The organism is Mongoliitalea daihaiensis, from assembly GCF_021596945.1.
Classification (GTDB): domain Bacteria; phylum Bacteroidota; class Bacteroidia; order Cytophagales; family Cyclobacteriaceae; genus Mongoliitalea; species Mongoliitalea daihaiensis.
In genome coordinates this window covers 1,378,209-1,401,684 of the sequence record NZ_CP063779.1, presented here as the reverse complement: position 1 = coordinate 1,401,684, position 23,476 = coordinate 1,378,209, and the positions used below count along the sequence as shown (strand labels likewise).

Sequence of the window (23,476 nt, the reverse complement as noted above, 5' to 3'; positions counted from 1 at the left end):
AAGAAAAGTAGAATTTCGATTGGTTAATAAAACTGCAAGGGGAAGACTCGTTAATTAAATTAGTTTAATCCTGATCAAAACCCGCATTATTTGCAACTTTATTGCAAATATGAAAAGAAATCAGGTAATAAAAAAATAGATGGAAAAATGATTCTTATTCCCCAAGGGCCACAGGGAAGGACTGGCTTTAATCATTGAGTATTAAAAATGTTTCTATTCGAATTTTTCAAATTCCATACTTAATCACTATTGCCAACTGCCCCGCATGATAAGCTGTATGGGTAGTAATCCTGCCCAAAGCAGCCGCCTTGGTTTTTTCTCCAAATTCCTGAGTTTTGATAACGGCATCCCAATCTTCTTGGCTGTCGATGGCTTTTTTAAGTTGTTCGCCTGCATCAGTGACAAGGGCCAAAAGTTCGTCTAGATCAGTCCATTCTCCTGTATCTTTACCAGCTTTCAGGGTTTGTGCATCCACTTTTACATTCGTATTGCCGAAGACATTTTTAGCGAAAAGGAGTTCCACCTCAGCAATATGCCGGATTAAGAATCCTGCAGAATTAGAACTGTCCCCAAGTTTCTTGGTAAGATCTTCCGGCTTTATGCTTTCGAGTTGATTGGTCAATCGGGTGCGGCCTTCTTTCCAGAGTTCGATCAATGCTTTCATAATAGTGTAGTTTTAGATTATTATTGAATGGGTAAACAAAGTTGCCAGGTTCCATTGATGATCAGGTCTTCAATATGTCCTGCCTCTTGCTTATCATTTCTAATATAATGCATATGTAGTTCACTTGCAGGATTATTTCCCATTGCAGGCATGGCAAAGCGTCCACCTGCGGTTTTTCCTGCAAATCCAATGATCCAGACATTTTGATCTTCCAACGTGAGTGGGTAATCGTCCTTCTTTTTTCCTTGTGGGGTGAAATTAGTAATTGTCTCTGATCTCAAATAAGCAATATGAGCTTGAATATGATCTGCCTTTGCCCTGATTCTAAAAGGAAATCCTCCCACCGTATCCAAACCGGCTTTTGAAGCTTCCTGCATGATGATTTTGGTCAATTCTTGCCTGTTGGAAATTGGCACATCTTTAAAAACAGTTTTGTGCCAGGCGGCTACATTGCTTCTCACTAGAAAAATGGCTTTTTTATCAAAAGTCTGTTCCCAGTAAGGCTGTCGGTTTTCATCCAAACCCGCATATAAAGGTTTGCCGTTGAATACAATAATTTCACCCTGCAGGTTTTCCATGGCGCCGATGGCATAAAGAAACTTCCTGTTTGTGATCGTATCCAGGTTGATATTGGCAGATAGATTATTCTCTTTCATGATCTGGGCGGTAGAACCAATGAGCTCAATTTGTTGGGCCTGTGCAACAAAGGGAACTAATAAAAGAGAAAGTATGAAGTATTTTTTCATCTTAGAATCATTCAACGGTACAGGTAGCAGCATGCTTATTCAAGACATCTGTTTTGACAAAATCTCCTTTCAATACAGGATTCCATTGGAAGTCCTCTATTTGCGTAAGCTGAAAGATTTCTTTGGTATCGGCCTTCAGTAGATAATCTGTAAAATCATCCTCGATGCCTTTCAATGCATCCAATTCACAGCCTGATAATTCCAGATTTACAGCTTTTTTACCCATTTCATCAATAATAGCCGGTTTTACACCTTTCTTCAGGTTTACCTGATAAGCAGTGCCATCAGAAATCCGCTGTACCACATACATCCCATCGATAGCATCATCCACATAGAAAGTTCCAAACTGATACCTTCCACCAGTCAAGTAAACGGCTACATCTGTTAAACAAGGAGAGGATTTAGACACAATTCTAAGGTCTGTTCTATCAATTGTCCCATCAGGATAAAGCACTTCCAATGCTTCATTCAAACCCATAGCTCCTACCACGAGTCCGTCGCAAAGATGACCATGAAACTTTACCAAATCATCTAATTCTATTTTTTGTTGAAAACCCAGCCGGCCCTTAGAGAAATCTGTGTCGTTAGTTTTGAAACTGAGGGAATTTTTGGATTTGGGGAGGTATAGAGTCAGGTCTTTCAGGTCAGTCTGGATTTTGTCCAAGTGTCCGGTGAAGGATTGTTCCTTGTTTATTAAATGCACATGAAGATGGCTACTTTGGGGTGTATAGATGCCTTTTCCCACTTGGGAATAAACCCCAATCAATTCACCGGATTCATTTTGATGCTCGTAATTTTCCTGGTTTCTGCCAGGTTTAAAACCTTCTACCTCAGGAGACCTTGGGGTTACGATGTGTGTAACCATTTCATCAAAAGTACCTACCAACTTAAAAAAGAAAGGTTGGCTCAAGTCATATCCGTTTTGGGAAGCAGTATTTTCCACTAATTTTTCCATAGCGGCCATATCCGTTATTACACCATTAAGGGGAAAGGCCACCCATTCCTCCACTTCCCCATAAACAAAGAATGGAGATTGGATATCCCAATTCTTTTGAATAAAAGGATTGCCATCCAAATCAGCAAAGCCTGAATATGGAATTCCATTGGCAAATGTGATTTCCCCTTGCATTTTGCCCAATGGACCCATTCCGAAAATCCTAGGATATTTCTGGAGAGAGTCAGTGGAAATGGTAGGAGCAAATCCTGTTTTACCCATTTCGCTCATGGAACCGACAGACTTTACTTGTCCATACTGGGCGAAAGTAGAGATTGAAACGAATATTGAAAGAATAAGAAAACTGAGATTTTTCATTTTTGATATATGGTTGAAGAGTCGTGATTAACTTTTCCAAAGTTTATCCATCACCCAATTTAGATGTTGTCTAAGAGAACTTATGAAAAGTTACTTCAGATGATAATTTATTTATAATGTGGTAAATACCATGTTGAAAATAAATCCTGATAGGATGATAAAGAAAGCAACTGTTCCGAAGAAGATAGCAATCAGCTTCATGCTCATGACTTTTTTAAGTAATGTTCCCTCTGGTATAGAAAGACCGATGGTGGCCATCATAAAGGCAATGGCTGTTCCCACAGGAATACCCTTCACCACCATGACCTGTATGACAGGAATGATACCCGCCGCATTGGCATAGAGTGGAACTGCTAGTATTACCGCTAATGGTACTGTCCACCATTGTCCATCTCCAAGATATTGCTCGAAGAAGTTTTCAGGGACATAACCATGCATAAAAGCCCCTATGGCTATACCGATGATTACATATAGCACTATACTTTTTACAATCCCCCATGCTTCTTGGGTAATATGAGGCAATCGTTTCAAGAAAGGTGTATTTTCTGCTTCGAATCCTTGCTGAACTTTATTTTTGTTTTGGATCAACTGCTGCACCCAGTCGCTGAGGTAGCGTTCCAAATTCAATTTACCTAATACCATTCCTCCAAGCATTCCTAAAAGAATTCCTGTGATGGCATAAATCAATGTAAATTTTATTCCGAACATGCCTAAAAAAATCGCCAGTGCAATTTCATTGACCAAGGGCGAAGTAATCAAGAAAGCGAAAGTAACACCCAAGGGAATTCCCCCCTGTACAAAACCTATAAATAAGGGCACCGAAGAACAGGAACAAAAGGGGGTAACTGCTCCAAAGAAAGATGCAAAGAAGTATTCCAAGCCATAGAGTTTGCGCTTGTTCAGAAAATCCCTCAATCGCTCCACGGGGAAATAAGCATTGACAATGCCCATCAAAACTGTGATAAGGAAGAGAAGAATTAAGATTTTCAGCACATCGTAGACAAAGAAATTCAACGCCACTCCTAGTTGGCTTTCTGCCGCTATCCCAATGACCTGATAGATCAACCAATCCGCAAAACTTTGTAGCCAATCAAACATGACGTTGATTTTTTAAGAAAGAGCCGCCAAAATCTCCTGTGCCGAAGGAACCTTCCCCTTGATTTTGACCACTTCATCCACTACCACCGCTGGTGTAGAAAGAATATTGTAAGCCATGATTTGTTGGATATCCTCCACTTTGATTACATCAGCCACAATACCTTCTTTATCCAAGACATCTCTAACAGCCGCTTCTGTTTGCTTACACTTGGCACAACCTGTGCCTAAAATTTTTATGGTTCTCATAGAACTTAGGATTTAAATAATGTTTCAAATAGTTGAGATGCTTCTGACCAATTTTCTTGATGGAGGCAATATTTAATTTTTGGAGGCATGATTTCCCCTTGGATCAGTCCAGCTTCCTTTAAAGATTTCAGGTGTTGGGAAATCGTCGATTGAGCCAGAGGAATAATTTCAGTTAAGTCTCCATTGAAGCAACAGGCTTGCTCACTAAGAATTTTCAAGATCTGTATCCTTACTGGATGTCCCAATGCTTTAGCATAGAGGGCAAGTTTTTGTTCCGCCAAGGAGTAATCCATTTTTACTGCTGTTCTTTCCATAATTTCAATGTACATCGTAAAAGTACGATGATAAAAAAAGATAATAGGTGACCTTGGTCACCCCTCCCCATGATATTCTTCTTCAAAAGTTTTGCAAGATAAACAATTCATCGTAATATTGCGATGTATTAATGAGTTTTGGCATTGCTGAGATAAGCTTCGCAAAGTGAAATTGAAGTAAGGTTGCCATCAAGCTTGACTATATAGTGGAGAACATTGCAACATATTATTTCTACCTTATTTCCATGCTTCGGGACAGGCCTTGTTTATACAATCTAATCTCGGTCCCTGATCCTGTCGAAAGGCTCAGCAGGCAAGTGTTGTCTCATGCCTCTTGCCTCTAAAATCTAATCTCTCGCACTTGTCTGCCGGAAGGCAGATCTAAAAATCTAAACCATGGGTGTAACCAAAACAGATCTCTTTACAGAAAAGCAAAACGAACTGGCAAAAATTGCCAAAGTTTTTGCACATCCTGCGCGGATAGCTATCCTTGAATATCTAATCCAATCCAATTCTTGTATCAATGGAGATTTAGTACAGGAACTCGGTCTGGCACAAGCCACCATTTCCCAACACCTCCGTGAACTCAAGGAGCTAGGCCTCATCAAAGGAAATATAGAAGGGGTTTCTGTAAATTATTGCATAGACCCTATCCGGTGGGCCGAAGTACAGAACCTATTTCAAGACTTATTCAGCGGCTTTCCAAAGATATCGGGATGCTGTTGATTAAGAAAAAAGACATTAGACGCAAGACACAAGACAAAATTCGTGTGCAATCATCGTTATTGTCTTTTTTTAAAAATTGCTCTCAAAAACAAATTATGGTATGGCCATAATTAACAAGCTTAAAAATTCTAGCGTCTCATATCTAGCGTCTAACATCAATAAAAAACAGCGCCTTTGCGCCTTTGCGAGAAACAAATGAAAACAACAGAATTCACTAACATCCTTCAAGAAAACCCTGAAAAGGCACTTTTCTTCGAATACCAGTCCGGGCAATATGTCCGAACTGATTACCACATCACAGAAATCAAAAATGTGAACTTCGATACCGTGGATTGTGGCGGTATCCGCAACCAATGGTCAGAAGTGCATGTGCAATTATGGGAAAATGAAATCCCCGAGCCGAATCATGCAGTAGACACTAGCAAGGCTATGAAAATTTTTGATGTGGTCAATCGTGTAAGGGAAACTTATCCAGATGCAGAGATCAAGTTTGAGTATGGTAATTCAGTATTCCCAACTGCCGTGCTACCAGTCCATCACTTGAAAGACACAGGAAATGCGCTAATCGTGCAACTCACGCCTGATCAAACTACCTGCAAAGCCAAAGATCGGGCTACGACACCCGAGGAAAAGGCGGCCGCTTGTTGCGGACCTGTCACCGACAAACCAAAAATCCGTGTTTCCCTAGCCTCCCTCCAAGCAGCCAACAGCTGCGAACCTGGATCGGGATGTTGCTAGGAGATGCGAGAGACGAGAAGCGAGAGATTAGACATACTTTCAACTCTAGCGTCTTGTCTCTTGTGTCTTGATTCTTGCTTCTTGCCTCTTGACTCTAAAGAAATGAATCTATACCCTACTCTCCAAACCTACATCGAGCAAGCGCAAACGCTGCCGATATCCGATGAACGCAAAGCTGTTCTTCAGGTACTCATTGACTATGTCCAACAAAAAATCGATCAGAAGGAAGAAATCAACCTGAACTATATCTGTACTCACAATTCCCGTAGAAGTCAGTTTTCACAGATTTGGGGAAAAGTAGCCGGAGCTTATCATGGCATAGACATGAACGCTTTCTCTGGTGGAGTGGAAGTCACTGCCTTCAATGAACGAGCCGTGGACTCTATCAAGAGATTTGGCTTTCAGGTCAGCAGCGAAGGAGAGGGTAATCCGAAATACTTTGTTTCCTTTTCAGATGATGAGGATCCCATTGTTAACTTCAGCAAAGTCTATGATGACCCTGCCAATACTCCCAAAGGATTTGCCGCTGTGATGACTTGCTCCCATGCAGATGAAAACTGCCCATTTATTCCCGGTGCGGAAGCAAGAATCCCAGTGCGCTATGAAGATCCAAAAGCCTTTGATGATACGGAAAAGGAGGCTGAGATGTATGATACAAGATCATTACAGATTTGTTCAGAGATGTTATTTGTCTTTTCGAAAATTAAAAAATAGATATTGGTAGATATTGGATATTGATTGATATTGTTTCTGGACCAAACCAAATATCTATCAATATCGCGGAGCTCATATCGATAAGTATCAGTGAGTGGATAAATACAATGAATGATAAAAACAGTTGCCAATAAAACTTAGAGCAATGTCAGAAACCAAAAAAATCGCCTTTTTCGAAAAATACCTGACCTTATGGGTTGCCTTATGTATTGGAGTTGGAATCCTGATCGGTCATTTGGCTGGGGAAGATATTTCGGTCTTGTCTGATTTGGAGATTTACAATGTCAATCTACCAATTGCTATTTTGATCTGGTTGATGATCTACCCCATGATGTTACAAATTGACTTTGGTAGTATCAAAGGAGTAGGCAAAGCACCGAAGGGTTTGATTTGGACATTAGTAATTAACTGGCTGATCAAGCCATTCACCATGGCATTTTTCGCATGGATTTTCTTTGACCAGCTATATTCAGCTTACATAGATCCTGACATGGCTGGGGAGTATATCGCTGGTGCTATCCTCTTGGGAGTGGCCCCATGTACAGCTATGGTATTTGTTTGGTCATACCTCACAGACGGAGATCCTAATTATACCTTGGTGCAAGTTTCTGTGAATGATTTAATCATTTTAGTCGCCTTCGTGCCTTTAGTGGGTTTTCTGTTGGGGATTACCAATGTGACTGTTCCTTATGAAACGTTGGTTGCATCCGTAGTGATTTTTGTAGTCATTCCATTAGTTGCAGGGATCATTACCAACAAAATTTTGGTAGGTAAGAATGGAGAGGAATGGTTCAAAAACCAATTTCTCCCCAAATTCAAACCAGTTAGCATTATTGCATTGCTCCTGACCTTGATTTTACTTTTCGCCTTTCAAGGACCCAATATCTTGAACAACCCATTGATCATCTTACTAATCGCTATCCCACTGATTATCCAAACCTATTTTATCTTCTTCTTGGCTTGGTACGGTGGAAGAAAACTCAAACTTAGACATGCTGTATGTGCACCAGCCTCCATGATCGGTGCAAGCAATTTCTTTGAGTTGGCGGTAGCGGTTGCGATTGCATTATTCGGGTTGGATAGTCCCGCAGCATTGGTCACTGTCGTGGGTGTGCTTGTAGAGGTACCCGTGATGCTACATTTGGTTAGTTTGGCGAATAAGTGGAGGTACTGAGGATTGAAATATACTTTGTGAAATAAGGTGGAAATAAATGGGTGAAATAAATAGGAATTAAGCTATCTCATACCATTTAATGAACAGTTTCATTGAATAACAAAAGATGCTTATTGTAATAAATTGTGCAAATTCTTCAAATTTATTTCAACTTTATTTCAACCTTATTTTAAATTTACTTCCCTGCCTGAAATCGTACTTTGTATGTAGCACCGATAAACCACGGGAAAAAGCCATCAGCTCCATAAGCAGAAATCCCTACTGCATTTCGAACATTAGGATTCTTTGATTTCCACTCGGCCTCCAATTCCAACAATAAACCGACACGTTGGTACTTGTTGATGATCGTAAAAGGGATAGGGTCTTGGGGATTGAAGAAGTTTCTTACCCTAACAGACTCGCCTCCAAGTTGCAAAGAAGGACCGGCGCCAAAAGCTAACTTAAAACCAGAGTCTTTTTGAATGATGTCGTATCGTAAAGTTGGGCTAATAAAAATCCCGGAGGATTGATCAATCTCGGATAATGGATTGTTTTCGAAATTTCCTAAAGACTGAAAAAAGGACACGCCTGTATTTAACGAGAAACGTTTGGCCAATCGGTAATTCAATTCAGTTCCCATATTCAAACCCCAAAGCAAATTATTATTATCAATGGTAGTTCCCCCTCCAAACGAATAGTGGATTTTAGATGCTTTATCCTGTGAAAAACTTATAATTGGCAATAGGCATAGGATACAAATGAGCGAGATGTGTAGGGATTTGTTCATGTTCTCTGGAAATTTACGTTTAAAGACTAAAAGTAACTACGCATTCTTTAATTAAAAAGTTGGTTAAGAATGATTAACAAATGGCTATTGTCAATGCTATGATTTCTCGTTAGATTTCGGTACGATATTCTTAAAATTATGAAGAAAACTATTTACCTATTAGCCTTGATTTTTGCAGTCCAATTTCAAATCCAGGCTCAAAGTGAAAAAGCCACGGTTTACTTGTTAAGACCTGATGGACTTGATGATTTTGTCCCCTACTACACCTATTTCAATCAAAAATTAATCAGCAAGTTGGGCGAGGGAAAGTATTCTGTTCATCAAATTGACCCGGGTGCCTATGAAATTCACACCCAATACAGAGGGAAAATCAAGCCAGACCCTGAAACAGTTCTCTCATTGAACATTGATGCAGGCCAAACTTATTATATTACCCTTACGACAAAAACAAAAGCCTTTGGAAAAGGGAAGTTTTATTGTAATCTAATATCCGAAGAAGAAGGGAAAGAAATGATAGGGTCTTCTGAAAAATAAAGAATGTCTTTAAAAGTTCAATGTAGGAGACCTGGAGATAATGTCAAGTTAGAAAACACCTCAGATTCCTACATTGAAATTGCATATACATAGGCTTGTACAGCTTACACTACCAAAGAATTTACAGATGAATTTGGAGGATTGTTTCGTGCAAACTCCATGGGTAGTGTGTTTCAGGAATGGTTTCCCCTAGTAAATCATAAACAGCTGTAAACTTTTATTCAAATTCATTTTTCTATTTTGTCCGAATACGTTCAAAAATGTTCGGAGATTTTCACAGATTAGATTGATAAATGGCTTTATTGACTAAAATAAAGCATATTCATATGGCATAGAATTGGAGAAGGTTGGGATAAAATGCCGTTAATTTGACTGGATATGCTTAGAAATTATATTAAAATCGCCTTCAGGGGCTATCTCAGAAATAGGCAATTCACTTTTCTCATTTTATTGAGTTTAGTTTCTGGACTCTTTGTGGCATATATGGGAATGGCTTATATCCGTTTTGAAACAGGCTATGAAAGCTTTCACAATGATTCGGGGAATATTTATAGGCTGGTCAGGACTTATCGCTCCCAAGATTACAGCATAATCGGATTTCCTTCCTGGACTGATTCTTCTCCTCAAGACCAAGTCCTTCAGTCAGAAACATTGAAATCATCTATGGGGGTAAAGGATGTTTCCCAATTCATCATTTCTCCTTATTCAGAATTCATTAAAGCCGGTGAAAAACAAATTGCCTCGTCTGATATATTAAGTACCAATACGCCGGCGGGCTTTGTTCAGATGTTTTCTTGGAAAGCAAAATTGGGCACCCTTGAAAACTTTTCTTCAGGAAATAAAAAAGTATTGTTGAGCGCTTCCATGGCAGAGAAATTATTCGGTGCAGGTTTTCATACCCAAGATGCCTTGATTGGAAGTTTGATCTTGGTCGGCACTGATCCTTATGAATTGGCAGCTGTAATTGAGGATGTTCCGGCAAATACCCATTTTAGGTTTAATCTTGCATTGAGCACTGACCGGATTAATTATTGGGGAAGCAGGGTCTATGTGCAAGCTGATCCTCTCGCTAATCCCAACGAAGTAGAAAAGCAATTAAACGCCACCATTTTATCCTTTAACCCGAGGTTATCCCAGGATGGATTGTATGGTGGGCACTTTCTTCAGCCTATCAAAGACATACATTTGAATTCAAATATATTGTATGAATCAAAAACCCCTGGCAACAAACAATATATCTCCCTGATCGGATTTTTTGCGATCCTGATTCTGTTGATCACATTGTTTAATTTTGCCAACCTTACTCTTGCGATCAAATCCAAAGCCGGCAAATCTATTGGAATCCGAAAGGCAATAGGCGCTCAGAGTAAAACGATTGCTTTTCAGTTTTTTTTGGAAGGGATTCTATTATCCCTGATATCTATTCCATTTGTAGCAGTTTTGGTTTCATTATCTGTTCCATATTTTAATGTATTGATGGGAACGGCCATCTCTCCAAATCTCTTTTCAGACCCATTTACCTTTATGGGATTAATTGCTTTGGCCATCGCAATTGGATTTTTGGCAAGCTTGATCCCTGCTTTGTATTTGGGAATGAGAAGTGTGGTAAGTTTATTTAAGGGGGACTTGAATCAACTGAATTTTCAGACTTTTTTTGGAAGAAAGTATATGATTATTAGTCAATTGGTAATACTAATAGGGTTGTCAAGTGTGTCCTTATTGATTTCCAAACAGATCGAATTTGTAAAGAAAAAGGATGTTGGGTATAAAAAAGAGGGTCTTCTCTTTGCTTACACCTCCCAAGGGAATTTGGGATTTTTTCAGCAAAAACTGAGACAAATACCTGGGGTACTCGCTGTCGGAAATGGAAGTTCCTTTGGAATACAGACATTTAATCAGGGCACCTATAGCATAGAAGGGTTAGAAACGGTTTTTGACGATTCCAATCAACTTTATCTTGACCAAGAGGGATTGAAAGCGTATGAGATCCAATCCACGCTTACCGAAATTCCTATGGGCAGGTTGACTTTGATAAACAAAACAGCGGCAGAAAAATTTGCCAAAGTAAAGGGGGTTCTTCCTGAGGATCTGATCGGGACACAGGTGATTACTGAACCTGACTATACCAATGAAGAAACAGGTCAATCAGGCATACCGTTTACAATTGCCGGTATTTTTGAAGACATTCATCTATTTTCTCTTCATGAGCGAATGGAACCTTATTTTTTGACAGTTCAGGAAAACTTGGTGATGGATGGAAGAAGTATAGTGTCCTATGATCCTGCCAAAGAAAAAGAAGTAGTTGCAGCAGTTGAATCTGTCTATGCTAAGCTAAAGGAATCATTTCCATTGGAACTGGAATTTCTTTCTGAAAACTTGGAATCCCTTTACCAACAAGACAATCGCACTGCTGACTTGCTGTTTTATTTTAATGCAATAGCTGTTTTTCTGGCAGGAATTGGCATAATCGGCGTCACTTTGTTTTTGACTTTGGCAAGGAGAAAAGAAATCGGTATCCGGAAAGTTCTTGGCGCTTCGGCTCTTTCCATTGTACGCGGTACCAGTAAGGAATACATCGGGATGGTGGGCCTGGCACTACTCATTGCGTGGCCCCTTTCCTATTGGGCTGCTGATTCCTGGCTTTCCAATTTTGCTTATCGGATTTCGATTCAACAGTGGGTTTTTGTGGTAGTGGGCATTATCACCCTTATGGTCGTCAGTATATTGGTAGGAACTGTGGCTTATAAAGCGGCACAAGAAAACCCTGTGGAAAGCTTGAAAACAGAATAGTCCTGAAATATTTGAAAAGCCTCCAGGGCAAAGTGTAAAGCATTTTGCTCAGGTAAGGGCTTTCATAAGTAAAATACTATCCTAGCATTATCTCAAATCCACCCATCCTGATTTTCTAGCTGTAAAGGCAGAAAAGTTACCCAAGCCACCCTGCACATTGTTAGGAATCCTAATAGAGGTAACAAACGGGTAGTCACCATAATATTTTTGCTGGATTACAGCCACATAATAGTCATAGTAGCTTTTGCTGATGGTCCGTATTTCTGCACTTAGTTCAAATTGAATCTCGGGGAAGAAAATAACCGATAAATATTCCAACACGATGATTCGCTTGTTGCTTTTTGATCCAAAGACGTTGGGATTATACATAATACCTGAATTTAGCCCTCCTTCGAAGGCCACACCATTATTATCGACATTTAACAATCCTTCGTTGTCCAACACCACCTTGACTTGTTCAACTTGTTCAACGTCATTAAATCCGTTTGTCCTGACAAAAAACTGCAAATGGAAGTAATTTTTTTCATCCAAAAGCTCTAAATCCACTTCTACTGTGATTAGGCCATTGGACCTGTTGATGGATAGGATTCGGAATGTGGGTGCCTCTGCTGCATTCTCAGGGACCCGATCCGTGGTTTCCACAGCCGGATATCCGGGAGCATTGACTTTGAGCGAATAGGACTTACCTGCCTCAGGCACGGACTCAAATGCAAAAAAGGCCCTGTAAGCAAAATGATTTGGAAACTTTTTTTCAATTTCAGGCAAGCCCACAGTGACAGTTGCTGAAGGTTGAAACACCCCCTCCTCCAACTTCCTGCCTCCTTCCCAAAGTTCTACTCTGGCATCCGGAATATTCTGCAAGGCAAACATGGCAGTGGTAAATGGGATGTTATTGGTCACGGATATCAGCAAAGGTACATCGGGGCTGATATGACCATTGACTACCAATTTCTTTTGGGAATCAATGATTTCAATTGGGGAAGGAGACTCAAACAGGCAGGAACTGGTCGCATAAAGCAACCCAAGCGCTACTAAATTTCGGATGACACTAGAAGAATATTCCATAAGAAAAACCGGGGATAAGTGGAAATAGGGGATTGTCTATGAGTTGAATAGATCCGTCAGATGCTGCTCCAGGATCTTGGGATAGGAAGAAGGTGTTTTGTCGGTTATATAGATTATACACACTGACTGAAAAGCGGTGCCCTCCCCATGTGGTGATTTTTTCGTAATTGGCAGAAATATCCAATCGGTGATAGGGCTTGAAGCGATAGGCATTTCGGGCACTGTACTCAATGAGATCTGCATTATTTCCTATCCTATCGCCCGGGATCACTACATTTTCAACAAAGGTAGAAATGGGCAAGGTCACCGCCCTTCCTGTCAGGTAAATCCAAGTGGCACTGAGGTTCCATCGTTTACCAACTTGCTGATTGATCAAGGCTGAAAAATCATGTCTTCTGTCGAAAATGAACGGGAACGGTTCCCCGTTATTGATTTCTTGGAAAATTCGGTCCGATTTTGACCAAGTATAGGATATCCAACCCTGTGTTTTCCCCACCTGCTTTTGAAGCATCATTTCCACCCCTTTGGCTAATCCATCTCCGCTGGTCACCTTCTCACTGGTGCTTCCCGTATTCATAAAAAATGTTACCCCGTCTTTAAAATCCAGTAGGCCTTGCATTTTCTTGTGGAAACCTTCTACCGTAAAATCAACCCCTCTGGAAAACGTTTTGGTATACCCCAATGACCACTGATTGGCATTTTGTGGGCCTATCTCCGGGCTGGACCCCAGCCAAAGATCTGTTGGCAGCCCTATGCCACTGTTGGTCAGGAGGTGGAGGTATTGGGTCATTTTTGCAAACCCTCCTTTGATGGCGTTTGATTCATTGATTGCCCATCGAATGGAAGCCCTAGGCTGAATGGAAGGATAACTTACCCCACCCGACCAAAAATTACTGGCATGGATACCGACATTGACCCCCAACTGTCGGTTGATCGTAATCTCGTCCTCCACGAAAACAAATCCCTCCCATGCGTTATTTTCTTCCCTCAAGCTGGAAGAATCCTCCTCCCGTTGGGTGTTGCGAGTGATGGAGAAGTTGGACTGAAACTGATTTACAAATCGATGTCTGAGTAAAAGTCCGCCAAATTTCACAAAGTGGGTTGGGTTTGGGAAATAGCTGAAATCAATTTTTCCTCCATAATCCCGGATAGAGGATAGCTGGTCCGAAAAGTCCTCACTGAATATCCGTTCACTCCCTGATCTGATTTCTACATAATTATCCGAAACACTATTCAACCGATACCTGCTCGTAAAAAGATTGATATTTGAAAAAAGGGTTGGTTGAAAGACATGGTTCCATCGCAAAGAGGCTACCTGATTGCCCCAACCAAGTTTGACATCTTGTTCACTTTCTACTCTGGAGTTTCCGAAGGTGCTTATTCTTAGGGTATTGTCACTGTATCGGTCATTTCCCTGATACATGCTCAGGTAGATCCGATCCTTGGCAGAAAAGGTGTAATTGACCTTGGCATTGATATCGTAAAAGGAATAATTGCTTTGGCCTCCGCTGGCACCATTTTCGATTTTTTGCCTTCTGGTAATAGGAATCAAAATAGGATCCAGAAAGCTTCTCCGGGCCGAAACCATAAAGGTCATTTTCTCCCCCGCCAAAGGTCCTTCCAAAAAGAACTTTGAGGCAAAGGTACTGAGTCCGACATTCCCCGAGATCCTTTCCTTACTGCCTTCTTTCATGCTGATGTCCAAGACGGAGGAAAGTCTTCCTCCATATCTAGCAGGAAAAGCTCCTTTGGTCAAGTCCATATTCTGAATTGCATCGGCATTGAATACCGAGAGAAAGCCAAAAAGATGGGAGACATTGTACATAGGCACGCCGTCCAACAGAATCAGATTTTGATCCTGAGAGCCTCCACGTACATTGAATCCCGAGGTGCCTTCGGTACCAAACTGCACTCCCGGAAGCAGTTGAAGAATCCGCAGGGGGTCGACCTCTCCGCCGATTGCAGGCAGCTTTCGGACCAAGGCCATATTTACCTTGAAGGTACTCATCTGAATTTCCTCCACCTTGTCTTCCACCGAGACTACGGATACCTCATCCAATAGCACATTGGCAATTTGAAGCTGGAAATTCTTGGCAGTGTCTTGGAATAAAGCAATCTCTTCGGTCAAGGTCTGAAAACCCACATAAGAAATCTTTATCATGTAGTTGCCCTGTGGAATGGATAGTGCGAAGTAGCCATATTCGTTGGTAGTAATTCCGATTCCTGTACCCAAAACCTGAATGTTGGCACCGATGAGCTTTTCTCCATCACCCTGATTGATCACATAGCCGCTGAGAATTCTTCTGGAGGGTGAGGCAGGTGACAATACTATCAGGTTCCCCTGAATCTTATATTCCAATTGCAGGGCAGCTGTCCAAAAAGCAAGGACTTCCTCGAGTTTAGCCTGCTCAAAATTTAGTGTGATCACCTTCCCTTTTGGGAGGATTTGGCTTTGGTAGACAAACCGAAAAGGCGTCTGCTGCTCTATACTTTCGATCAGTTGCTCAGAGGAATATTGTCCATTCAAACGCATACGTTCCTGAGCATTGGCCCAAAAAGACAAAAAACAGAGAGCGAAAATCAAGAATACCCTTACCATGAGGCACCTCCCGTTTCACAATTTCCACCTTGCATTTCCACACTTGATTGGGAGGATTGTCTCAGTTGGCTTCTAAAGGTCATGGCCACAGCCTGCACCATCTCATCGGGAGTCAATCCCTCAAACTTGGCCGTGAGTTCGCAGCCCATCAAAGAAGTAGCCGAGACCTTTACCTCAATTCCAAAATTATAGGCCATGTCTGCGACAAACTGAGACAATGGCGCATTGTCATACTTCAGTTCTCCTGTCCACCAAGCAAGGTCATTGGCGCTTTTTTTCTTTTCTATGAACTGATCGCCCAAAATGGTCAATGACATATCCTTTGTCAGGATACTGCTTTGACCTGCAGGGACTCCAAATTTAACCTTACCGGAGAAAACAGAGACTGTGGCTTCTTCCGGCTGAGTCGATTGGACCAAAAAGGATGTTCCCAATACTTTGACAAAATGTGATTCAGTTTGGACCAAAAATGGCTTTTGTTCATTTCTTTTTACTTCAAAAAATGCATCGCCTTGCAAAAAAACCGTTCGCTCCTCCACCAAATAGTCCTTCGAAACTTTCAATTCAGATCCTTCCTTCAATACCACGAGGGAACTATCAGACAACCAAATTTCCATGGATCCATTGCTTGCAATGTAATGTTCCTGCTTGGATGAAATCGAAAGGAAAACGGATACAGAAATCGTCAATATGACAGCCGCGGCGGCTGCATATTTGAAAAAGCCTGAAATCGTAAAGGTTTTTCTTTCTCTAATATCTGCTTCAATTCCTGACCAAATCCTTTCCCTGTCAGGCAATGGAACCTTGGAAGGCAAGTTTGCTGAATTTAGCCAAAGCATTTGGTAGCTCTCCCATTTCTGAAGATTCTCAGGGCTTTTGTCCAGCCATTCCTGTAAATCCTGGATATCATCCTGACTCGGACTTTCGAGCCATCTTGCCAATTGTTCATCTGTGGGTTCCATTGCTTTCCTCTTTCCCTATAAGTCGAGAAGTGGCTTCAAAACCCCCATCGGGTTACTGAAAAATTTGTAGCAATCCGAAAAATAGTTGTGGAAGTAGCTTTTCTCTTAAAATTTTGAGCGCTTTACCAATTTGATTTTCTACTGTTTTGGGGCTGATATCCAGATTTTTGGCGATCTCGGCGTAGCTCATTTGCTCATAGCGACTGAGCTTGAATATTATTTGGCAACGATCAGGAAGTAAATCGATCTCCTTTTGCAATAAGTCCAATCGATCCTCCTCACTTGACTGTTCCATTTCTTCTTGTACTATTTCGCAAAGGTCCAGCTGATCACGGTAAATAATGTTTTCCTTCCTTTTTCTTCGATAATCTATCGCTTTAAATGTGGCTGCTTTCAGTAGGTAAGCATTCCAATTTTCGACGTGCAACAACTCGCTTCTCCTCCTCCATATATTGATAAAAATATCCTGCGTGAGTTCTTCGGCTTCCTCTTGGTTATTCAACAGAAAAAAAAGTCTCATGTAGACTGAATTGAAATGAGCTTCAAAAAATTTTCGAAAGGTTTTTTGGTCAAAAACCGTAGATTGATTGGGCGATTGTTTATTATTTCCCATTATTTTGGCTCATTATCAATCAATAAGCTAAAAACAATGGAATTGTTTAAGTCATATACCCAAAACCGAAGCAATGGGACAATTTTAAGCTAACCAAACTCTTCAAAAACCGAGGAAATAGGGAGTTGATCTTAGACCTTTACAGGTAAAAATAATTTGACATATGCCTATTGAAAATGATTAAATTTCTCGATAGCTTTCGAAAGAATCATCCGAAATTTAGAAAGAGAATTCTTTATCTATTTATCCTGATTTTTATTCGCCGATTACAACCTCTATCAACCTAAAAAACAATTACAACTACATGAAAAAAGTATCTATTGCTTTGTGCGTTGCACTTTTATTTAGTGCAACACAGGTATTCTCACAAAACGTTGAGAAACCAGTTACCGCTAAATTTCTAATTGATGTGGGTTTCGATTGGGGTGGTGATGAAATCTTGCAAGTATTCTTCACCAATGGTAGTGATCAAAAGATGCGGGCCGGGCAAGGCATCAATCTTGGCGTAGGGGGCGAATTTCAATTTGCCAACTTAAAGCAGTTTATGGTTCGCTCTGCCATAAGTTTAAAGTGGACTCCTACAGCAGCTGATGATGCAAACATTATGTTTTTAAGGTTTCCTGTTCATTTGACTCCATTTTGGAAAATCAATGATGACTTTCGCATTGGGGTTGGTATTACTACTCATTTAAACCCAAAATTAAGAGGAGATGGCTTTTTCCCAGATGTGTCTTATACAAGTACGGCTAACCCGCGATTTGAATTTGGATATAAGTGGGTCGCGTTGACTTATACACCAATGAGCTATAAAGATCAACAGGGAGAAGTTTTCTCTGGAAATTCCGTCGGAGTTTCTTTTTCGGGTACGTTGCCTAGTAGAAAATAGTGGGGAATTGGGAAATTGTACCAAGTATAAAGTACCAAGAAGATTGAAAACAAATGAATAACAATTAAAAAAGTACCAAGTAATTTCAGGAAGGGACAAAGACTTTCATTTCTAATTCTAAATTTTAGGCCTAATTTTTCGATTGTAATCTAAATTTTAGGCCTAATTTTTCGATTTTCTTGAATTTATTGTAAATTCGTAGCTTTAAGCAAGCAATGATGTTACAAAGAGAGCTATTGCAACGAATCAAGGAAAATTGCTTTCAAGGAAAGGTGATTTTACTTTTTGGTGCCCGACAGGTGGGTAAGACAACCTTATTGGAATCTTTGGTCAGCAAATTCAATGTGCCAACTGCTTGGCTGAATGCCGATGAATCTGATATTTTGGAAGCTTTTAATTCTGCAAAAACCAGCTCCCAATTGATAAACTTAATGGGACCGAAAAATCAATTGATCATCATTGATGAAGCACAGCAGATTGATGATATAGGTAAAAAGCTGAAACTAGTTTATGATAGTAAGTTACCCATTCAAGTAATTGCTACGGGTTCTTCCTCATTTGAATTACAAGATAAGACCGCGGAACCACTAACCGGACGAAAGAAAACATATCAGCTGTTCCCGGTAAGCTATCGTGAACTAGTGCAAAATACTTCACTTATTGAAAGTAGAAGGCTTCTGGATACACGCCTTGTGTATGGCACCTATCCTGAAGTGATCATTAACCCAGGTCAAGAAAAGGAAGTGCTGATTGAAATTGCTCAAAGTTACTTGTATAAGGATGTCTTAAAAGTTGAAAACATTCGGAAGCCCAACCATATAGAAAAGTTGCTAAAAGCGCTTGCTTTTCAGGTTGGGAGTGAAGTAAGCTACCATGAACTGGCTCAAACAGTAGGGAATATTGATACGGCAACGGTGGAGAAGTATCTCGATATGCTCGAAAAAGCGTTTGTAATCTTTAAACTCCCAGCCTTTAGTAGAAACCTAAGAAATGAAATCAAAAAAGGCAAAAAGTATTACTTCTATGACAATGGCATTCGGAATGTATTGATGAGTAATTTTGCTTTGCCTGAAATGCGTTTGGATAAAGGCGCACTTTGGGAAAACTTTCTCATGGCAGAGCGCATGAAATTGAATCATTACGAGCGACGATTTGTCAATTCTTACTTCTGGAGGACACACGACAAGGCTGAAATTGACTATATAGAGGAAGTGGATGGTATGTTACATGCCTTCGAATTCAAATGGAAAGAACAGAAAGCCAGATTTCCATCTTCCTTTTTACAGACATATCCTGAACATAGTACGGCGGTCGTTTCCAAAACAAACTTTGAGGTATTCCTTGGTTTAGAGTAAGTTGAATAAAATCAGTTTGTCCTATTCTAAAAATTAGGCCTAATTTTTCGATTATAATCTAAATTTTAGGCCTAATTTTTAGAAAATGTATTTTATATAACTAGAATTTTGATCAAACTGATTGTCCACACCATTCGGTCTTCGGTCAATGACCTGTCAACCTATTTCATGAGGGGACATGTTTACTGTAGACCGTAGACAGTGGTCGATTATCCGCAACACGCTGTATATTATTTACTCTGATGCAATTGCGGATAATCGTATTGATCAATAAAAGATAACAGTCTTATTCCGGTAAGCCAATACTTTTCGCTCCAAATGGTACTTGATTGCCTTGGAGAGTACGACCTTTTCTACATCCTGACCAATCTGAACCAAATCACTTACAGAATTATGGTGTCTGACACGGGCAACTTCTTGCTCTATGATGGGGCCCGCGTCAAGTTCCTCTGTTACATAGTGCGCCGTAGCGCCAATAATTTTCACCCCTCGTTCATAAGCCGCATGATAAGGCTTGGCCCCAACAAAAGCTGGCAAAAAGGAATGGTGGATGTTAATGATTTGATTAGGGAAAGTCTTGATAAAATCTCCACTCAAAATCTGCATGTAACGCGCTAAGACAACAAAGTCAACATGATGCTGCTTCAATAACTCAATTTGTTGCAGTTCTACCGATGCTTTATTGGATTTATCCATTGGTAGGTGGTAAAAAGGAATACGAAAAGCCGTAACAACTTTCTTAAGATCTAAGTGATTAGAAATGACCAACGGAATCTCTACATCAAACTGTCCATTATAATATCGGCTAAGGATATCGAACAAGCAATGACTGAGTTTGGAAACAAAAATCGCCATCCGAGGCTTTTGGGTGTTGAAGTACAAGTCGAAGCTCATCCCAAACTTGTTTGCCACCTCTTCCCTAAAGGCGCTTTCTATGGACTCTTTTGCTAAGGCAAAGCTATCCAATTCCCAGGCCGCCCGCATAAAAAACATGCCGACCTCCTCGTCTACATGTTGATCTACTTCCAAAATATTGCCCTGATAATTATATAAAAAATCAGATACAGTTGCCACAATTCCTTTCTGGTCTTGGCATTGAATGGTGATGATTGCTTTGTTCATAATTTACATCATAAAAATTATACCTAAACTTAATTTAATTTTCACTACTCCAAGAGCGCCTCAATATCATCTTTACTCAGACTCTTCATAAAACTTTCTTCCGTACTGATCAACTCACCTGCCAATGCCATTTTTCGTTCTTGCAGGGCCATAATCTTCTCCTCTACAGTATTTCTAGTAATAAACTTATAGATGATAACCTTATTTTGTTGTCCAATTCGATGAGCTCTGTCAATAGCTTGTGCTTCTACCGCAGGATTCCACCATGGATCCAACAAAAAGACATATTCTGCCTTGGTCAAATTAAGCCCAACACCACCAGCTTTTAGAGAAATCAGGAATATTTTTACAGAATCATCCTCTTGAAAAGATTGCACTTGTGCCTGTCTGTCTTTTGTCATACCATCTAAATAGGCATATTTGACTCCTTCTTGATCTAAAAATTCTCGAACTATCGCCAAATGCCTAACGAATTGACTAAATATCAGCACTTTATGCCCCTCCGAAGCCGTCTCGCGCACCATGTGAATAATGTTTTCCAACTTCCCTGAATCTCCTGAATAGTCCTTATCGGTTAGCTTAGGGTGATTGGCAATCTGTCTAAGCTGTGTCAATCCTCGCAATAAAGTGAATTGCTGATTTTTCATCCCTGGCAGTCCCATTTCGGAAACAATTTTTTCTCGATAATAACTCTTTATTTGCTCATAGGCTTCCTCTTGTTCAGGAGTCATCGTCGCGTACTTGACATTGATGACCTTTTCAGGCAAATCAGTAGCGACTTGAGATTTCATCCTCCGCAAAATAAACGGCTTGATGATGGCATGTAACTTGCTTGCTTTCTCGACATCGCTATGCTTTTCTATCGGAAGCAAAAACTGCTTTTTAAATACACCCTGACTTCCAAGCAATCCATGATTGATAAAGTTCATTTGGGACCACAAATCCATAGTTCCATTTTCTACAGGTGTACCTGTCAAGATCAGTCGTTGCCTGCAATGCAATTCATTTACAGCCCTTGAAATAATACTCCCTGGATTCTTGATCGCCTGAGATTCATCTAATATGATGTAATTAAAGTAGAACTCTTTCAAGACATCTACATCCATACGGGTAATACCATAAGACGTCAATACCAAATCATATTTGGCAAATCGCTTGCTATCCTTGATTCGGTGCGTCCCTGTATAGGTCAGAATTTTGAGTTTCGGAGTAAACTTTTTAGCCTCCAACTCCCAGTTATATACCAGTGAAGTAGGCATGACCAAGAGAGAGGTGCTGCCAGGGTTGTTTTCTTTTTCATGGGCTAACAAAGCCAAGGTTTGAACAGTTTTACCCAACCCCATATCATCTGCCAAGCAACCGCCAAACTTGTATTCGTTGAGAAAACGTAACCAATTATACCCAGCCTTTTGATATGGTCTTAGTTTGCCTTTGAATAATGGGGATAAAGGGTAATCTTCTATCTGACTGAAATCACGCAATTTTTCCAACTTTCTACTCAAAGTCAGTTGTACCAAATTATCCTCTTGTAATTGCTGAGCTAATGAAATGTGATGCTTTTTGAGAATCATCTGTCCTTCTGAATCCTCTACTTGAGAGTCCTCCATAAAAGCAAACATTTCCGAATAGTTGACAAACCAACTGTGTGGAATGACAGCAATTTCCCCATTTGGTAACTCAAACTCAGTCTTACCTTGCAATAAAATTTTCCTTATTTTTTGGAAGGGGATGGAAAAAGGGCCAAACTTTATCAATGCATTTACATCAAACCAATCGATGTTTTCCTTTACTTCTACCGAAATATGCGCATATCCAATAAAATAGCGTTTCCCCTGTGCATTGACTGCTTGTTTGATACTTATTCCCAAGTCTTCAATGACAGATTTATTAGCATTGATCCATCCAAAAGCAATGGACTTTGGTTGGGAGATTCGACCATTTTTCACTTGAAGACCCAACTTATCCAGGAAATCAGTATAGTATTTTTCTTTGGAGAGATCTCTAATTACTTTGTGAAAAATATAATTGTCTTCAATTTTTTCTACCTCAACATTTGTACTTACCTTATTTTCAGCACGGAAGGTATATTCTCCATAATTGAACTGAAGATCAAATACGATTCGATCTTCCTCTTGATCACCCATGTCATTCCCAAACAAATCTTTTTTAGGGGCTGTTGCCAATTCTGACAAACACAAAAAAGGAATAGGAGCAGACCGCTCCACTTTGATATCAAAACCTACGGCATACACATCAAAAGAAGTAACAAGCTGCTTGACAAATTTCTTATAATATTGTTCTTCCACCGACTTGGGGATGACAATGAATTTCTTGTTCAAAAATGGTTGAAGCTTGTGGCCGTCAATATTTTTTTGAAAACTATATAGTTGTCCATTCAAAACCATCCAAGCAGGTTCATGACAAATCAGATAAGCATTTCTATATTGCCACTCAAGCTTTTCACCTGCATATTTGATTGTTGGGAAATAGTGTGTATTATCCTCATTTCTTCGAAAATGAAATAACACGGAAGCCTTCTCTGGCATGATTTCAATCTCCCGCCAAGTAGGGTTACCATCATTCCCCATTTCAAACAGCCTTTTTCCTTGAAGTTTTTCTAAAATCTTGGCGCGTATATGCTCTAATTTAATGTCGATTTGCTCTTGAATTACCTTATTTCCAGTTTTTGGATCATAAACCTTCCTGAGGTACTCCTTAGCTTTCAGCTTTTTTGTGTTAAACTTTTTCACTACTGCATCTTGCTGCATGTCATCCATCCACTGGATGAGTTTGTAGTCCATTGCATCCAAGCCCGATGCAAATTCTTTGGCATTGACATGGGAGATATTTTGATAAGCAAACGACAAACGTCCTTTTTCATCCAGTTGCACGGCAAAAGACTCAAACAATAGTCCTAAAAACTCATGACTAAACAGGGAATAAACAATCTCAAAAGGTTGCTCGGCAGAAACTTTCATAGGCTGAATCCCTCACAAAGAGGCTGAAAATGAGTTTACTTGGGTTTTTTCAATTGAAACTAGTTCGAAAAATA

General features: G+C 40.1%; 21 protein-coding genes. 8 read left to right on the top strand and 13 right to left on the bottom strand.

The annotated features are described in order from the left end of the window. Positions 1–226: 226 nt before the first annotated feature. The 6 genes from IPZ59_RS05835 to IPZ59_RS05810 all read right to left on the bottom strand — a co-directional run bounded on the left by IPZ59_RS05835 (position 227) and on the right by IPZ59_RS05810 (position 4,380). Positions 227–664, bottom strand: coding sequence for a DinB family protein (locus IPZ59_RS05835; RefSeq protein WP_236138944.1), 438 nt, complete (start codon positions 662–664; stop codon positions 227–229). 20 nt (positions 665–684) lie between these two features. Further along, positions 685–1,410 carry an acetolactate decarboxylase gene (locus IPZ59_RS05830; protein ID WP_236138943.1) on the bottom strand — a complete coding sequence of 242 codons (726 nt, stop codon included), beginning with the start codon at positions 1,408–1,410 and terminating at the stop codon, positions 685–687. A 7-nt stretch (positions 1,411–1,417) separates the two neighbouring features. After that, complete coding sequence (locus tag IPZ59_RS05825; protein WP_236138942.1) at positions 1,418–2,722, bottom strand: FmdE family protein; 1,305 nt, start codon at positions 2,720–2,722, stop codon at positions 1,418–1,420. 111 nt (positions 2,723–2,833) lie between these two features. Further along, on the bottom strand, positions 2,834–3,820 hold the full coding sequence (locus IPZ59_RS05820) for a permease (RefSeq protein WP_236138941.1): 987 nt from the start codon (positions 3,818–3,820) through the stop codon (positions 2,834–2,836). A 12-nt stretch (positions 3,821–3,832) separates the two neighbouring features. Further along, positions 3,833–4,066 carry a thioredoxin family protein gene (locus IPZ59_RS05815; RefSeq protein ID WP_189584304.1) on the bottom strand — a complete coding sequence of 78 codons (234 nt, stop codon included), beginning with the start codon at positions 4,064–4,066 and terminating at the stop codon, positions 3,833–3,835. Between the two features lie 5 nt (positions 4,067–4,071). After that, positions 4,072–4,380: an ArsR/SmtB family transcription factor gene (locus IPZ59_RS05810; protein ID WP_236138940.1), complete on the bottom strand. Its 309-nt coding sequence runs from the start codon at positions 4,378–4,380 to the stop codon at positions 4,072–4,074. 396 nt (positions 4,381–4,776) lie between these two features. Between IPZ59_RS05810 and IPZ59_RS05805 the strand changes: the two genes are divergently transcribed. The 4 genes from IPZ59_RS05805 (at position 4,777) to arsB (ending at position 7,732) form a co-directional block, all read left to right on the top strand. Next, a complete protein-coding gene (locus IPZ59_RS05805) occupies positions 4,777–5,106 on the top strand; it encodes an ArsR/SmtB family transcription factor (protein ID WP_236138939.1) in 330 nt (109 codons plus the stop codon). A 195-nt stretch (positions 5,107–5,301) separates the two neighbouring features. Continuing rightward, a complete protein-coding gene (locus IPZ59_RS05800) occupies positions 5,302–5,844 on the top strand; it encodes a DUF6428 family protein (RefSeq protein WP_236138938.1) in 543 nt (180 codons plus the stop codon). Between the two features lie 102 nt (positions 5,845–5,946). Continuing rightward, positions 5,947–6,558, top strand: a complete 612-nt coding sequence (locus IPZ59_RS05795) for a low molecular weight phosphatase family protein (RefSeq protein ID WP_236138937.1) — start codon at positions 5,947–5,949, stop codon at positions 6,556–6,558. Between the two features lie 145 nt (positions 6,559–6,703). Continuing rightward, complete coding sequence (arsB, locus tag IPZ59_RS05790) at positions 6,704–7,732, top strand: ACR3 family arsenite efflux transporter (protein ID WP_236138936.1); 1,029 nt, start codon at positions 6,704–6,706, stop codon at positions 7,730–7,732. Between the two features lie 175 nt (positions 7,733–7,907). On the opposite strand, the gene IPZ59_RS05785 is transcribed toward arsB, so the two are convergent. Continuing rightward, a complete protein-coding gene (locus IPZ59_RS05785; protein ID WP_236138935.1) occupies positions 7,908–8,498 on the bottom strand; it encodes a hypothetical protein in 591 nt (196 codons plus the stop codon). Between the two features lie 138 nt (positions 8,499–8,636). Here IPZ59_RS05785 and IPZ59_RS05780 point away from each other — a divergent pair, with 138 nt between their 5' ends. Together IPZ59_RS05780 and IPZ59_RS05775 are read left to right on the top strand one after the other, a co-directional pair. After that, on the top strand, positions 8,637–9,032 hold the full coding sequence (locus tag IPZ59_RS05780; protein WP_236138934.1) for a DUF2846 domain-containing protein: 396 nt from the start codon (positions 8,637–8,639) through the stop codon (positions 9,030–9,032). 378 nt (positions 9,033–9,410) lie between these two features. Next, positions 9,411–11,822: an ABC transporter permease gene (locus tag IPZ59_RS05775; RefSeq protein WP_236138933.1), complete on the top strand. Its 2,412-nt coding sequence runs from the start codon at positions 9,411–9,413 to the stop codon at positions 11,820–11,822. Between the two features lie 87 nt (positions 11,823–11,909). Here IPZ59_RS05775 and IPZ59_RS05770 read toward each other — a convergent pair whose 3' ends face one another. The 4 genes from IPZ59_RS05770 to IPZ59_RS05755 are packed head-to-tail and all read right to left on the bottom strand — an operon-like array spanning position 11,910 to position 17,061. Continuing rightward, positions 11,910–12,887 carry a DUF4249 domain-containing protein gene (locus IPZ59_RS05770; protein ID WP_236138932.1) on the bottom strand — a complete coding sequence of 326 codons (978 nt, stop codon included), beginning with the start codon at positions 12,885–12,887 and terminating at the stop codon, positions 11,910–11,912. Continuing rightward, positions 12,871–15,486 carry a TonB-dependent receptor gene (locus tag IPZ59_RS05765; RefSeq protein WP_236138931.1) on the bottom strand — a complete coding sequence of 872 codons (2,616 nt, stop codon included), beginning with the start codon at positions 15,484–15,486 and terminating at the stop codon, positions 12,871–12,873. Before IPZ59_RS05765 ends, IPZ59_RS05770 begins: the two co-directional genes overlap by 17 nt. Further along, positions 15,480–16,448, bottom strand: a complete 969-nt coding sequence (locus IPZ59_RS05760) for a FecR family protein (protein WP_236138930.1) — start codon at positions 16,446–16,448, stop codon at positions 15,480–15,482. The genes IPZ59_RS05765 and IPZ59_RS05760 overlap by 7 nt, the downstream gene beginning before the upstream one ends. 52 nt (positions 16,449–16,500) lie before the next feature. Further along, positions 16,501–17,061, bottom strand: a complete 561-nt coding sequence (locus IPZ59_RS05755) for a sigma-70 family RNA polymerase sigma factor (RefSeq protein WP_262912259.1) — start codon at positions 17,059–17,061, stop codon at positions 16,501–16,503. A 304-nt stretch (positions 17,062–17,365) separates the two neighbouring features. On the opposite strand from IPZ59_RS05755, the gene IPZ59_RS05750 reads away from it, so the two are divergent. Beyond that, positions 17,366–17,947 carry a hypothetical protein gene (locus tag IPZ59_RS05750; protein ID WP_236138928.1) on the top strand — a complete coding sequence of 194 codons (582 nt, stop codon included), beginning with the start codon at positions 17,366–17,368 and terminating at the stop codon, positions 17,945–17,947. A 215-nt stretch (positions 17,948–18,162) separates the two neighbouring features. Beyond that, the gene (locus IPZ59_RS05745; RefSeq protein WP_236138927.1) at positions 18,163–19,302 is read left to right on the top strand and encodes an ATP-binding protein; all 1,140 of its coding nucleotides are present in this window, start codon (positions 18,163–18,165) and stop codon (positions 19,300–19,302) included. Between the two features lie 267 nt (positions 19,303–19,569). Here IPZ59_RS05745 and purU read toward each other — a convergent pair whose 3' ends face one another. Both purU and IPZ59_RS05735 read right to left on the bottom strand, forming a co-directional pair. Then, complete coding sequence (purU, locus tag IPZ59_RS05740) at positions 19,570–20,424, bottom strand: formyltetrahydrofolate deformylase (RefSeq protein ID WP_236138926.1); 855 nt, start codon at positions 20,422–20,424, stop codon at positions 19,570–19,572. A gap of 44 nt (positions 20,425–20,468) precedes the next feature. Continuing rightward, on the bottom strand, positions 20,469–23,402 hold the full coding sequence (locus IPZ59_RS05735) for a DEAD/DEAH box helicase (RefSeq protein ID WP_236138925.1): 2,934 nt from the start codon (positions 23,400–23,402) through the stop codon (positions 20,469–20,471). Between the last annotated feature and the right edge of the window lie 74 nt (positions 23,403–23,476).